General features: G+C 63.0%; 9 protein-coding genes and 1 tRNA gene. 8 read left to right on the forward strand and 2 right to left on the reverse strand.

Going from position 1 to position 13,462, the window contains the following annotated elements; all coding sequences use genetic code 11:
- The first annotated feature begins 626 nt into the window (after window positions 1–626).
- Window positions 627–2,225, forward strand: a complete 1,599-nt coding sequence (gene scpC, locus H7687_RS03770; protein WP_183345254.1) for a succinyl-CoA:acetate CoA-transferase ScpC — start codon at window positions 627–629, stop codon at window positions 2,223–2,225.
- Between the two features lie 202 nt (window positions 2,226–2,427).
- On the opposite strand, the gene xerC is transcribed toward scpC, so the two are convergent.
- Window positions 2,428–3,303: a tyrosine recombinase XerC gene (gene xerC, locus H7687_RS03775; RefSeq protein ID WP_183345255.1), complete on the reverse strand. Its 876-nt coding sequence runs from the start codon at window positions 3,301–3,303 to the stop codon at window positions 2,428–2,430.
- 59 nt (window positions 3,304–3,362) lie between these two features.
- Here xerC and H7687_RS03780 point away from each other — a divergent pair, with 59 nt between their 5' ends.
- The 5 genes from H7687_RS03780 to H7687_RS03800 all read left to right on the forward strand — a co-directional run bounded on the left by H7687_RS03780 (window position 3,363) and on the right by H7687_RS03800 (window position 10,157).
- Window positions 3,363–4,499 carry a DUF362 domain-containing protein gene (locus H7687_RS03780; protein WP_183345257.1) on the forward strand — a complete coding sequence of 379 codons (1,137 nt, stop codon included), beginning with the start codon at window positions 3,363–3,365 and terminating at the stop codon, window positions 4,497–4,499.
- A 611-nt stretch (window positions 4,500–5,110) separates the two neighbouring features.
- Window positions 5,111–6,598: a lytic transglycosylase domain-containing protein gene (locus H7687_RS03785; RefSeq protein WP_183345259.1), complete on the forward strand. Its 1,488-nt coding sequence runs from the start codon at window positions 5,111–5,113 to the stop codon at window positions 6,596–6,598.
- Between the two features lie 57 nt (window positions 6,599–6,655).
- Window positions 6,656–7,384, forward strand: coding sequence for a tetratricopeptide repeat protein (locus tag H7687_RS03790; RefSeq protein WP_183345261.1), 729 nt, complete (start codon window positions 6,656–6,658; stop codon window positions 7,382–7,384).
- Window positions 7,385–7,488: 104 nt separating this feature from the next.
- Window positions 7,489–9,294 carry a translational GTPase TypA gene (gene typA, locus H7687_RS03795; RefSeq protein ID WP_183345263.1) on the forward strand — a complete coding sequence of 602 codons (1,806 nt, stop codon included), beginning with the start codon at window positions 7,489–7,491 and terminating at the stop codon, window positions 9,292–9,294.
- A gap of 77 nt (window positions 9,295–9,371) precedes the next feature.
- Window positions 9,372–10,157 (forward strand): outer membrane protein assembly factor BamD, encoded by a 786-nt coding sequence (locus tag H7687_RS03800; RefSeq protein WP_183345265.1) that lies wholly within the window; start codon window positions 9,372–9,374, stop codon window positions 10,155–10,157.
- A 237-nt stretch (window positions 10,158–10,394) separates the two neighbouring features.
- On the opposite strand, the gene H7687_RS03805 is transcribed toward H7687_RS03800, so the two are convergent.
- On the reverse strand, window positions 10,395–11,684 hold the full coding sequence (locus H7687_RS03805; protein WP_183345273.1) for a sensor domain-containing diguanylate cyclase: 1,290 nt from the start codon (window positions 11,682–11,684) through the stop codon (window positions 10,395–10,397).
- Window positions 11,685–12,070: 386 nt separating this feature from the next.
- Here H7687_RS03805 and H7687_RS03810 point away from each other — a divergent pair, with 386 nt between their 5' ends.
- Both H7687_RS03810 and H7687_RS03815 read left to right on the forward strand, forming a co-directional pair.
- Window positions 12,071–13,195 (forward strand): THUMP domain-containing class I SAM-dependent RNA methyltransferase, encoded by a 1,125-nt coding sequence (locus H7687_RS03810; RefSeq protein WP_183345275.1) that lies wholly within the window; start codon window positions 12,071–12,073, stop codon window positions 13,193–13,195.
- Window positions 13,196–13,270: 75 nt separating this feature from the next.
- Window positions 13,271–13,347, forward strand: a tRNA-Ile gene (locus H7687_RS03815).
- The last annotated feature ends 115 nt before the right edge of the window (window positions 13,348–13,462 follow it).

The raw sequence follows: 13,462 nt of genomic DNA on the forward strand, positions 1-13,462 counted from the left end.
CGCGTGGAGCGGCCCCGTATCGTGCCGGTCGGCGTCCTGCGTAGCCACCGGCGGCCCCCCTTTTGTTTTATTTTTGCGTACGACGCACGGCCATCTCTTTCCGCTACGGCAGCTCCGGGGGGGGCGGGGGGCGCAGCGGCCGCCCCTTGTTTCAGCCGCCGGTCCGCCCCACGCCGCCGGGGCGGCGTCCCCATAGAGGGGCAGAATTGAAAAGAAAAGTTCCGTCAGCGGTCCAAGTCCCTCCTTCATGAAAATACCCAATTTAACAGAATAAACGTCCGCGCCGGTCGCCGGAGCGGTGTCCCGGGGAACACGAAACAACTTTTTATTCTTGACGTGAACGGCAAGTTCAGATTAGATTGCATACTGTATACATTGCCGCATTGCCCGCTCAGAGGCGCAGGATGGCCTGTGAGGGGGGGGGAGACCGGTAGGCGGGCAGCAGGGGTTTTTAGTTGACTCAATGGCCTCCCTTAAGTAGAATCCGGTTCTAATTTTTTACCGAATCTTGAAAAAAGACCGTCAGGCATGATGTTTGGCCGGCGCGGATCGGCGGCAAAAAACATGTGATTTGTCAGCTTTAGGCTGATTTGGTTGTAAACATCAAAACAAAACAGGAGGCAGATATGTCCGAGTACGGCACACTTCAAGACCGGGTACAATGCAAACAACTTTTGAACAAGGTCATGGCTCCCGAGCAGACCGTCGAGTTCTTCAAGAACGGGATGAACCTTGGTTGGTCTGGTTTCACCCCGGCCGGTTATCCGAAAGTGGTGCCCATCGCCCTGGCTGACCACGTCGAGAAGAACAACCTGCAGGGCAAGCTGAAGTTCAACCTCTTCATCGGCGCCTCCGTCGGTGCCGAGACCGAAGACCGTTGGGCGACTCTGGACATGATCGACCGTCGCTGGCCGTACCAGACCGGCAAGAACATCGCTGCCGGCATCAACGCTGGCCGCATCCGCATGGGCGACAAGCACCTCTCCCTGTTCGCACAGGACCTGGGCTACGGCTTCTACACCAAGGACTCCGAGAGCGGCAAGCTCGACCTCGCCATCATCGAGGTTTCCGCGGTCAAGGAAGACGGCTCCCTGGTGCCGACCTCTTCCTGCGGCGTCATCCCTGAGATCCTGATGATCTGCGACAAGATCATCCTCGAAGTGAACACCGGACAGCCCTCCTTCGAAGGCATCCACGACCTCTTGACCCCGCTCACCCCGCCGAACCGCCAGATCCTGGGCATCACCCACGCCGGCGAGAGGATCGGTTCCACCTCGATCCCCTGCGACCCGAGCAAGGTTGTCGCCGTGGTTGAGTCCAAGCTGCGCGACCAGGGTCGTGCCTTCGCCGAGCAGGACGACACCTCCGAGGCGATTGCAAACCACATCATCGACTTCTTCACCGCCGAGGTGAAAGCCGGCCGTCTGCCGAAGAACCTGCTCCCGATCCAGTCGGGCGTCGGCTCTATCGCCAACGCCGTCATCGGCGGCCTGGCCAAAGGCCCCTTCACCAACCTGACCGTCTACACCGAGGTACTCCAGGACACCATGCTCGACCTGTTCGACTCCGGCAAACTCGACGCGGCTTCCTCCTGCTCCCTGTCCCTCTCGGCCAGCCCGGGCTTCCCGCGCTTCTTCGAGAACATGGACAAGTACTTCGACAAGATCACCCTGCGTCCGCTCTCCATCTCCAACGCACCGGAGCCGATCCGTCGTCTGGGTTGCATCGCCATGAACACCCCGGTCGAGATCGACATCTACGCGCACGCCAACTCAACCCTGGTCGGCGGTACCCGTATGATCAACGGTCTGGGCGGCTCCGGCGACTTCCTCAGGAACGGCTTCCTGAAGATGATGCACACCCCGTCTTCCCGTCCGAGCAAGACCGACCCGACCGGTATCTCCTGCGTCGTGCCGCACTGCTCGCACATCGACCACACCGAGCACGACCTCGACTGCGTCATCACCGAGCAGGGTCTGGCCGACCTGCGCGGTCTGGCTCCGAAGGATCGCGCACGTAAGATCATCGAGAAGTGCGCCCACCCGGATTACAAGGCGCAGCTCACCGAGTACCTCAACATCGCCGAGAAGGAGTGCCTGGCGAGGAAGGTCGGCCACGAGCCGCAGCTGTGGGATCGCGCCTTCAAGATGCACCTCAACCTTGAGAAGAACGGCACCATGAAGCTCAAGAACTGGGATGTGAAGATCGACCTCTGCGAAGACTAATCGCTCGCAGCAGCAAGCAGCACAAAGGCCCCGCCGGATTCGGCGGGGCCTTTTTTTTGGGCTCAATGGTGTTGTTGCAGGAGGGACCGGCTCCGTCAGGTGCCTGTCCCTCTAGCGGTACGCTCTATTCCGCTCAGTCATCTTGCCGAAGCACTAAGGGGACAGGCCCCTCCCCCGGGGGAAGGGCTCTAAGGTGAAGCAGCTACCGGCGGGCCTTGGGGTGGGCCTGGTCGTACACCTCCATCAGCTTGTCGATGCTGACGTGGGTGTACTTCTGGGTGGTGGAAAGCGAGGCGTGCCCCAAAAGCTCCTGGATCGCCCTCAGGTCGGCCCCACCCTCCAGGAGGTGGGTGGCGAAGGTGTGACGCAGCGTGTGCGGGGAAACCTTGCGCATGGCGGCGATGAGCAGCATGTGGCTGTCCACGATGCGCGTGACGCTACGACGGTTGATCCTCCCGCCACGGCTGTTGAGAATCAGCGGTTCTCCCGGCCCGGGATTGCCGCGCTCGTCGAGGTAGGCGGCAAGGGCCTGCCGGGCGAAGGAACCTACCGGCACGATGCGCTCCTTGCCCCCCTTGCCCATGACCCGCGCCAACCCGTCGGCAAGATCGAGGTCGGCGACGTTCATCCCGGTCAGCTCGCTCACCCTGATGCCGCAGGAGTACAGCGTCTCCAGCACCGCCCGGTCCCGCAGTGGCAGCCTGGTCCCGGCCGGCGCTTCCACCAGCGCGCTCACCTGGTCGATGTTCAGGTGGAAGGGGAGACGCTTCTCCTTCTTGGGCGTGCTGACCAACTCGGCGGGGTTCTTCTCCAGGCGCCCTTCACGAAGCAGGAAGCGAAACAGCGCCCGGATCGCGGAGAGCTTGCGCCCGATGGAGCTCTTGGCGTGCCCCTTGTGCAGTTGGGCCAGGTACTGCCTGATGGCCAGGTGGTCCACGGACTCCGGGCGCGGCTCGCCGCGCTGCCCCAGGAAGGAGGCGAACTGCTCCAGGTCGCTTTTGTAGGCGGCGAGGGTGTGGGGGGAGACGTTGCGCTCGGTCTCCAGGTAAGCGCAGAATTGCTCGATGGCCCGTTTCATGGTATGTGAATCTACCTCAGGGTGATCCCGGTTTACAACAGCTTTTGCAGGAGGACGAGATGTACCACGTGGCGCTGGAGCGGGTTTCGGATTACGGGCGCGAAACGATGAGGGAAGGGGTGGCCCGGCTCCTGGAACCGCTGGGAGGAATGGAGCGCTACGTGAAGCCGGGCGAGCGGGTGCTGATCAAGCCCAACCTGCTCTCGGCCAAGCCGGCCGAGGCGGCGGTGACCACCCATCCGGAGCTCTTGCGTGCGGTGATCCTGGAGGTGCAAAAGGCCGGTGGCGTGCCGCTGGTGGGTGACTCCCCGGGCGTGGGCAGCGGACGGCGTGTCGCCGAGCGTTCGGGCATGATGGCGGTCATCGAGGAGACCGGCGCGGAGTTCGTCCCCTTCACCGAGGCCGTGCCCGTCGCCGCTTCGGGAACCTTCAAGGAGTTTGAACTGGCACGCCCGTACCTCGAGGCGGACCGCCTGATTAACCTCCCCAAGTTGAAGACCCACGAGATGATGACCATGACCTGTTGCGTGAAGAACCTGTTCGGCGCCGTGGTGGGAACCGCCAAGGCGGCCTGGCATCTCAAGGCCGGTGCCGACAAGGAGCTCTTCGCCGACATGCTCCTGGAACTGTACCGGCTGCGCGAACCGGACCTGAACATCGTGGACGCCGTGGTCGCCATGGAAGGTAACGGCCCGGGGAGCGGCGACCCCTGCCAGGTCGGGGTGCTTCTGGCCGGGGACAACGCGGTGGCCGTGGACCATGTGGCCGCGCGGGTGGCAGGCATACCGCGCCAACTCCTCTACCTGGAGAGCGCCGCCCGGCGCATGGGGCTTCCCGGATCGGCGCCGGACGAGATCACGGTGCTGGGGCCGGACCCGGACCGTGTGCTGGAGCGTCCGCTGCGGCTCCCCCATCTCTCCGACGTTCAGTTCGGGCTCCCGGGCTTTCTGAAGAACCGGCTCAGGAACCAGTTCACCTCCCGTCCCGAAGTCGCGCCCGACAAGTGCGAACTCTGCAGCGTCTGCGTCAAGGCGTGCCCGCCGGCGGCGATACGGGTCCAGGGGGGGAGGCTTCGTTTCGACTACCAGCGCTGCATCCGCTGCTTCTGCTGCCGTGAGCTCTGCCCGCATGCCGCGCTGACGCTGAGGGACGGCTGGCTGCTCTGGCTGATGAAGAAAAGCGGCCGCTCCATCTAGATGGTGGGGCGGTTGACAAGGGGAGGGGGGCAATTATATTTTTCCCCATCCTCCGGGAACCACACAGCGAGGGATGCAAGTCCAACCAGGGATAAGGAGATCACGACATGTGGACTAACTTCTTTATGATCCGTCCGGTGACCCACTGCAAGGAAGGTTGCCCTAGTCTGCCCGTCGCCTGACTGCGGCGGGCGCCCCATGAAAAAAAGCCCCCCGTTCACCGCGGGGGGCTTTTTCGTTTTCGACGGAGAACGATATTTTTCGCCCCTCGTTCAACATCCCTTCCACCTTCCGGATTTCGCGCGTCCGGAGGGTCGGAGCAAACCTCCCTCACCCGCCCTCCGGGCACCCTCTCCCGGGGGAGAGGGGATCCATTCTCGTTGAGAGAGAGGAGGGGCGTTCTCGTGGGGAGAGGGGGGGCATTGCCGCCGAAAGCTAAAGTAGGGTGCCGCATCGCCCGATGCGGCCATAAAGGGCATGGGGGCGCGCCGAAGCCGCTGCCGCCGCTTGGTCTGCATTGGTCAAAACCCGTTTGAATTGACAACTGTGCCAAATTCCGCTATTCTGCGCACCTGTGCGTACGCGTGCCGTCACCCCCAAATAGGTATTGAATGCTTAAAGTTACCCTTGTCATACTCGCACTTCTGACCCCCTGCTACGCCCTCGCGGCGCCCGGAGACCTGCTCCAGGAATCGGGACGTAAGGAGCAGCAGACCCAGCAACTCGCCTCGGCCGACCTTGCCCTTTCCAAAGGACTCGGCCTCACCTCCGCAGATTTTCCCGGCAACGAAGACCTCGCCGCCGCCGACCCCGATGACTTCGAATTGAAACTGCCGGAGATGGATCTGCCGGATTCCGACATCCCCCTTACCTTCAACTCCAAGGTGGAGTACTTCACCCGCTACTTCCAGGGCTCCGGCCGCGGCTTCTTCGCCAAGTGGCTCTCCAGGAGCGAGCGCTACATCCCCATGATGAAGACGGTGCTGAAGAAGGAAGGGCTCCCCGAGGACCTGGTCTACCTGGCCATGATCGAGAGCGGCTTCATCCCGCATGCCGTCTCGGTGGCTGCCGCCGTCGGCCCCTGGCAGTTCATGCCGGCGACCGGCAAGCGCTACGCGCTCAGGATCGACCCCTGGATCGACGAGCGGCGCGACCCGCTCAAGGCCACCGTCGCCGCAGCGCTCTACTTGAAGGAACTCTACGCGCTCTTCAACAACGACTGGTACCTCGCCGCGGCAGGCTACAACGCCGGCGAGAACAAGATCCTGCGCGCCATCAACATGTACAACACCCGCGACTTCTGGGAGATCTCCAAGGGGAGCTACCTGGCGCGCGAAACCAAGGACTACGTCCCCAAGCTTCTTGCTGCCGCCATCATCGCCAAGGAGCCGGCCAAATACGGCTTCGCCGACGTGGCCTACCTGCCGCCCATCGAGTTCGACCAGGTGCCGATTCCGTCCCGCACCGATCTGGACGTGATGGCCAAGGCCTGCGGCGTCCCGCTGCAGAACATCAAGGAGCTGAACCCGGAGCTGCGTCGCGCCACCACGCCGCCGGACTACCCGGGATACCAGTTGAAGGTGCCCAAGGGTGCCGGCGCCACCTGCCTCACCGAGTACGCCAAGATCCCCGAATCGGAGCGCTACGTTGAGCGGGTCAGGAACGTGGCATACCGTGCCAAGAAGCGCGACACCCTGGCCTCCATCGCCCGGCGCTTCAACACCAGCCCGCAGACCATCGCCGAAGTGAACAACCTGGGCAAGAAGAAGGTGAAGCTCGCCGGCCGCGTGCTGACCATCCCGGTCCAGGTGGCGTCGGCTCGTGGCGAGGCGCATCCGGCAGCGGCCGAAGCCAAGGCCGAGACCAAGGCCGCGACCCAGGTGGCCAAGGCCGAGGCGGCTCCCAAGGAATTCCACAAGTACTACACCGTCAAGAAGGGCGACACCCTCGCCTCCCTCGCCAAGAGGTTCAACGTAACGGCCAGGCTCCTCTCCGCCTGGAACAACCTGAAGACCCGGGTGGCTCTGAAGCCCGGCAAGCGCATCATCGTCGCCAAGTACCAGGAAAAGAAGGGCGCCCTGGTCAAGGACGAAGGCTAACCCCGTCAACCGCTTCGCAAATCACGTGACCCGCACCACGAAAGGATAAATCAACCGATGTACAACCTTCTCATCTCCGCAGGCGCAGCAATCGCAGTATTCCTCGTCGTTTCCCTCGCCGCCGGCTTCCAGTACTGGTGGGCGGCGCTTCTGGGCGCCATGATCGTCTTCATGGCGAGCTTTTTGATCATCTCCCGCATCATCACCAAGAAGCTCGAAGCGATCATGGAGCCGGCCATGAAGGACATTCAGGCCCAGCGCTTCGAGAAGGGGCTCCGCGACCTGAAGGCCGCGCTACGCTACGGCAAGTGGCAGATCTACGTGGAGAGCCAGATCAACTCCGCCATCGGCATGGTCTACTTCGTCCGCCGCGAGTTCGCCACCGCCTTCCCCTACCTGGAGAAGGGGTTCTTCAAGAACTGGGTCACCATGGGCATGCTCGGCGTCACCTACATGAAGAAGAACAAGCACGACAAGATGAAGGAGACCTTCGACAAGGCGCTCATGGCGAGCCCGAAAGAGTCGCTGCTCTACGCCCTCTACGGCTACTGCCTTAACGAGATCGGCGAGAACGTGAAGGCCTGCGAGATCGTGGCCAAAGGGGTGGCGAAGCTCCCCGGCGACGAAAACCTGAAGCAGAACCTGGAGCTGTTACGCGAAGGGAAGAAGATGAAGATGAAGGGGTACGGCGAGATGTGGCTGCAGTTCCACCTGGAAAGCATGGCGACCATCCAGAAGCAGCAGATGGCGGCCATGGGCGGAAAGCGCCGAATTATCAGAAAATAGCTTGTAAAGATATCTCAAAAATGCCATATTGAGCTGTTTTTTAAGACGGGCTTCGCTGCTCGTCTTTTTATTTGTAGCCGAGCCAAGAAAAGGAGCAGTAAAGCATGCAGGAGAAGATCAGAAACATCGCCATTATCGCCCACGTCGACCACGGCAAGACCACCCTGGTCGATGCCATGTTGAAGCAGTCCGGTGTTTTCCGGGAAAACGAGGCGATCACCGAGCGCGTGATGGATTCCAACGACCTGGAGAAGGAGCGCGGCATCACCATTCTTGCCAAGAACCTCTCCATCCACCACGGTGGCTACAAGATCAACATCGTCGACACCCCGGGACACGCCGACTTCGGCGGTGAGGTTGAGCGCGTGCTCAAGATGGTCGACTCCGTGCTGCTGCTCGTTGACGCGCTGGACGGCCCGATGCCGCAGACCCGCTTCGTACTGAAGAAGTCGCTCGACCTGGGGCTGCGTCCCATTGTCGTCATCAACAAGGTCGACCGCCCCGGCGCCCGCCCCGCCGAGGTCGTGGACATGGTGTTCGACCTCTTCTGCGAACTGCAGGCGTCCGACGCCCAGCTCGACTTCGCCATCTGCTACACCAGCGCCAAGATGGGCTACGCCATGCGCGAGATGGACCAGCCCTCCGAGAACATGGAGCCGCTGTTCGAGCTCATCAAGGACAACGTCCATCCGCCGGAGGGGAACCCCGACGCGCCGTTCCAGCTCCTGGTCACCAACATCGACTACAACGACTACATCGGTCGCATCGCCACCGGCAAGATCTTCAACGGCAAGGTAACCGCCGGCGAGACCGTGGCGCTCATCAAGCGCGACGGCGTCATCTCCAAGGCGCGCGTCAGCAAGCTGCTGGGCTACGAGGGGCTGAAGCAGGTAGAGATCGCCGAAGCCTACACCGGCGACATCGTCACCATCGCGGGCTTCACCGAGGTGGGCATCGGCGAGACCCTGGCCGCCGCCGACAACCCGATGCCGCTGCCCTACGTCGCCATCGACGAGCCGACCCTGTCCATGAACTTCATCGTCAACTCCTCCCCGTTTGCCGGGCGCGAGGGGAAGCTGGTCACCTCGAGGAACATCCGCGAGCGTCTGGACCGCGAGCTTAGAACCAACGTCTCGCTCAGGGTCTCCGATACGGCCAACGCCGACACCTTCCAGGTTTCCGGCCGCGGCGAACTGCACCTCTCCATCCTGATCGAGAACATGCGCCGCGAAGGTTTCGAGATGGCGGTCTCCAAGCCGGAGGTCATCATGCGTATGGTGGACGGCGTGCGCCATGAGCCGATGGAATACCTGGTGGTTGACGTACCCTCCGAGTACCAGGGCTCCATCATCGAGAAGATGGGCCCGAGGAAAGGGGAGATGGTCTCCATGAACCCGATGGGGGACACCGTGCGCCTGGAGTTCATCGTTCCGGCCCGCGGCCTGATCGGCATCAGGGGCGAATTCCTGACGGAGACCCGCGGCACCGCCGTGATCACCCACACCTTCCACGACTACGCCCCCTACAAGGGCGAGATCCCCGGTAGGAAGAACGGCGTCCTCATCGCCATGGAGCAGGGTGAGACCACTGCCTACTCGCTGGACGCCCTGCAGCCGCGCGGCATCCTCTTCCTCGGCGCCGGCGTCGAGGTGTACGGCGGCATGATCATCGGCCAGCATGCCAAAGACAACGACCTCGAGGTGAACCCCTGCAAGGGGAAAAAGCTCACCAACGTGCGCGCCTCCGGCAGCGACGACGCCGTGAAGCTCACGCCGCCGCGCGTCCTCACCCTGGAGCAGGCGCTCGAGTTCATCGACGAGGACGAACTGGTCGAGGTGACGCCGGTTTCCATCCGTCTGCGCAAGAAGGAGCTCGACCCGAACAAGCGCAAGCGCGCCGGCCGGGCCTGATAAAATCAGCCCCCGCAGCCGTAGGTCATCGGCTGCGGGGGCTTTTTATGAACTCATCGCACCTCAAGGAGGCATCCATGCATTCTCGATCCCTGCGTTTCCTGGGCCTTTGCTCCCTGATCGCCCTCCTGGGCGCCTGCGCCACGGCCCCCGCCCCGGTGAAGACCCCCGAGACCTTCTTCAAGGAAGGTGAGGCCGCCTATGCTTCCAAGAACTACGCGGATGCCATCACCCAGTTCAAGAAGGTGAAGGAGAGCTTCAGCAATCCGGAACTGAGCGCGCAGGCCGAGCTGAAGATAGCGGACGCCCACTTCGAGAACGGCGCCTTCATCGAGGCGGCTGCCGCCTACGAGGACTTCCGCAAGCTCCACCCCACCAATGAAAAGGCCCCCTACGCGCTGTACCGCCTGGGGCTTGCCAACTACAACCAGATCACCGGCATCGACACCGACCAGACCGCCGTGAAAAACGCGGTGCACTACCTGGAGATGTTCCTGGCCCAGTACCCGGGCTCCGAGTACGCGGCCGACGCCAAGGCCAAGCTGGCCGACTGCCGCGGCAAGGAACTCGCCTACGAGAACTACGTCGGCAACTTCTACCTCAGGACCAAGAAGTATCCCTCCGCCATCAAGCGCCTGAACGAGGCGCTGCAGCGTTTCCCGGGCGAGCCGGGGCTGGCCGACACCCTGACCTACCTGGAGCAGGCCTACCGGAAATCGGGTGATACGGCGCGTGCCGACGAGGTGGCCAAGAGGCTCGAGACGGAATACCCTGCCAAGGCGCGCGAGGCGCGGGGAGAGGCGGCGCAGCCCGCCCCGGGCAAGGACGAGCTGCCCATGATCATCTTCAAGGACACCAAATAAAAAAACCTGACTAGCGGTGATCTCCGCCAAGGGCCCCATCCCCCTCTCCCTCAGGGAGAGGGCTGGGGTGAGGGCGCTGCAATAGGCAATGATCCCGCTTCGTGGCACCTCCCTCACCCGCCCTTCGGGCACCCTCTCCCGGAGGGAGAGGGAATAGCGGAGGATCTCGCCGACCAGAAATAGAAAAGGCGCGCGCCCCGGCCCCGGGACGCGCGCCCTCACTGCGCTTCGCCGGCTCTAGGCCACCAACTGGTGTTGCCTGCTGCCGGCGTTGCTGTTTTTGCGCCCTTTCTTCTGCCGGTACATGCGCTGGTCCGCCAGGCGCCACGAGGTCATCAGTTCCTCGCCGTCGTAGGCGGTGGCGGCCCCGATGGAGAGGCTCAAGGGGAGCGCGGGGTGTTCGTGGTTGCTCTGGGCCAGATGGGCCTGGAGCCGCTCCATCGCTTCGCGCAGGGTGGACTCGTCGGTGTTGGGAAGGAGCGCGGCGAACTCGTCCCCGCCGACCCTTGCCACCACGTCCTCGCGCCGGAAGGCATTTTTCAGCACCTCGGCGGCGTGCCGGAGCAGTTCGTCGCCGGCCGCGTGCCCCTGCTGGTCGTTGACCTCTTTCAGGCGGTCCACGTCCACCATGACGATGCTGACCGGGAACTTGCGCCCCTTGCTGAGCCGGTCGAGCTCCTCATCGAAGTAGGCCCGGTTGTAGATACCGGTGAGGATGTCGTGGCTGCTCAGGTAGCGCAGCTTCAGCTCGGCCTGCTTGCGCTCGGAGATGTCCAAGAGGGCCCCGACCACGCCGCCGGAGCTGTTCCCGGAGTTCTTGAAGGTGGCGCTGTAAAAGATCATGTCACGGCGCTCGCCGTCGGCGCAGGTAATGGTCCCCTCGAAACTGCGCGGGCCGACCCCGTTTTCGGCGGTCTCCTCGCCGCGGGTGTAGAGGGCGGCCAGGTCCGGGGGGAGGATCTCGTAGATGCTCTTGTTGACGTGCTCGCCGGGCTTGATGCCGATCTGTTCCTCGAACGCCCTGTTGCAGCCCAGGTACAGGCCGTTGGGGTCGTTGTAAAAGATCGGGGTGGGGAGGGTGTCGATGAGCACCTGGATGAATTCCAGCTTCTCCTTGAGCTCCTGCTCGTGGCGCCGGCTTTGCTGGCGCAGGGCCGCCTCGGCGATGGAGCGCTGCACCGCCGGCACCAGCCGGGCCAGGTTCCCCTTGAGTACGAAATCATCGGCCCCGGCGCGGATGGCGGCCGCAGCGGCCTCCTCGCCGACCTTGCCGGAGATCATCAGGAAGGGGATGTCGCAGCCGTTTTCCTTGAGTATCTGCAGCGCTTTCAAGCCGCTGAAGCCGGGCATCACGTAGTCGCAGATGATGACGTCCCACTGGGCCGAGGTCAGCGCTTCGGTCAGGGCCTGGGCACTATCGACGCGCTGGAAGTGGACGTCGAATCCCCCCTGCTCGAGCTGGATCACGATCAGCTGGGCATCGTCCGGAGCGTCCTCTACGATCAGGACTCTTAACAGTCTCTTCATGTGCGAAATTCTCCGATAAAACAGGGGATTGTGGCACCGGGTACTGCAAAATTGTAATGCAGGCCGACACAATGGCAACCCGCGTGCCGGGCAGGTAAAAGACCTCCCGCGGCGGCGGGGCTCCCGTAGACGCAGGCCAGTGTCGGGTTCATGAAAACTCCTATCGGCAGATGTCCCGGACAACTGAAGAAATTAATTTTTTATCATTATCTTCTAATCAGTGCAATGGGCGATCAATATTAATTTGTGCTTTACCGTTGCGGTGCCGAAGCCGCTGCGTGTATATTCCTCATGAAGGTGAGCGGCGGCAGCACGGCCACCACGGGGGGGCGGCGCGGCACCTCTCATGACAGAGTGCTCCGGCAGGTTTTTTTTAAGGAGAAAGGATGAAGCAGTTTTTTTTCGCCACCACCGCCAAGGGCGTGGAAGAGGCGCTGGCGGCCGAGCTGGTACGGCTGGGTGTTCCCGAGGTCACTGCCGAAAGCGGCGGCGTCCGCTTCGCAGGTGGGATGGAGGCCGCCTACCGCGCCAACCTCTGGCTGCGCACCGCGAGCCGTGTGCTGATGACCCTGGCCGAGTTCCCTTGCGAAAGCCCGGAAGAGTTGTACCGCGGCGTGCGCGCCGTCTCCTGGGAGCGCTTCCTGACCCCGGCCCTCACCCTCGCCGTCGACTGCAACCTGCGCGACTCGGCGCTGACCCATTCCGGCTTCGTGGCGCTCAAGACCAAGGACGCCATCGTCGACGCCCTGCGCGACCACTACGGCAGCCGCCCCAGCGTGGACACCAAGGACCCCGACCTGCGTGTCAACGTGCGCCTGTTCAAGAACCGCTGCACCCTTAGCCTCGACCTCTCCGGCGAACCCCTGGACCGCCGCGGCTACCGCCTGGACCGGCACGAGGCGCCGCTCAAGGAGAACCTGGCCGCGGCGCTGGTGGAACTGTCCGGCTGGGACGGCAGCATCCCGCTGGTCGATCCCATGTGCGGCACCGGGACCATCGCCATCGAGGCGGCGCTCAAGGCGCTGCGCATCCCTCCCGGGCTCAACCGCCGCTTCGGTTTCCAGCGCTGGCAGGGCTTCGACCGTGCCCTGTGGGACCGCATCGTCGCCGAGGCGCGCGCCGGCATGCTGGAGCGGCTCCCCGCGCCGGTGCAGGGGACCGACCTCTCCCACTCCGCGGTGGGAATGGCGGCGCAGAACGCGAAGCGCGCCGGGGTGCTTGAGCACCTGGTGCTGGGGCGCCTCCCCATGGCGGAACTCACCGTGCCCCCGGGGCCCGGAGTGCTGATCATCAACCCGCCCTACGGCAAGAGGCTCGGCGAGCAGGAGGCGCTGCGCCCGCTCTACAAGGAGATCGGCGACACCCTGAAACAGCGCTGCAAGGGGTACACCGCCTACCTCTTCACCGGCAACCTGGAGCTGGCCAAGTCGGTCGGACTGAAGGCGACCCGCAGGATGGTGCTCTACAACGGCCCCATCGAGTGCCGGCTGCTCAAGTACGAGATGTATTAGCAAGGGTGACTTCTGTCATTAAAATAGAAGCTTGACACGCTAATCCTTTTACTATATGTTTTAATTTCGCTTTTCGGGCCTATAGCTCAGTTGGTTAGAGCTACCGGCTCATAACCGGTCGGTCCCAGGTTCGAGTCCTGGTGGGCCCACCACCTTACAAATTAGGATGATGTGGGGATGCCCTTAAAGCACCTGGTCAGACGGAAAAATACACTGTTAGTGGGGAGAGAGAGTGCACACCAAGCGGTTGCACTCTTTTTCTTTTGA

Origin of the sequence: Geomonas paludis (genome assembly GCF_014193585.1) — a bacterium.
Classification (GTDB): Bacteria; Desulfobacterota; Desulfuromonadia; order Geobacterales; family Geobacteraceae; genus Geomonas; species Geomonas paludis.

Coding starts and splice junctions, on each gene's coding strand:
- scpC (WP_183345254.1), top strand. CDS start 627: ATGTCCGAGTACGGCACACTTCAAGACCGGGTACAATGCAAACAACTT.
- xerC (WP_183345255.1), bottom strand. CDS start 3,303: ATGAAACGGGCCATCGAGCAATTCTGCGCTTACCTGGAGACCGAGCGC.
- H7687_RS03780 (WP_183345257.1), top strand. CDS start 3,363: ATGTACCACGTGGCGCTGGAGCGGGTTTCGGATTACGGGCGCGAAACG.
- H7687_RS03785 (WP_183345259.1), top strand. CDS start 5,111: ATGCTTAAAGTTACCCTTGTCATACTCGCACTTCTGACCCCCTGCTAC.
- H7687_RS03790 (WP_183345261.1), top strand. CDS start 6,656: ATGTACAACCTTCTCATCTCCGCAGGCGCAGCAATCGCAGTATTCCTC.
- typA (WP_183345263.1), top strand. CDS start 7,489: ATGCAGGAGAAGATCAGAAACATCGCCATTATCGCCCACGTCGACCAC.
- H7687_RS03800 (WP_183345265.1), top strand. CDS start 9,372: ATGCATTCTCGATCCCTGCGTTTCCTGGGCCTTTGCTCCCTGATCGCC.
- H7687_RS03805 (WP_183345273.1), bottom strand. CDS start 11,684: ATGAAGAGACTGTTAAGAGTCCTGATCGTAGAGGACGCTCCGGACGAT.
- H7687_RS03810 (WP_183345275.1), top strand. CDS start 12,071: ATGAAGCAGTTTTTTTTCGCCACCACCGCCAAGGGCGTGGAAGAGGCG.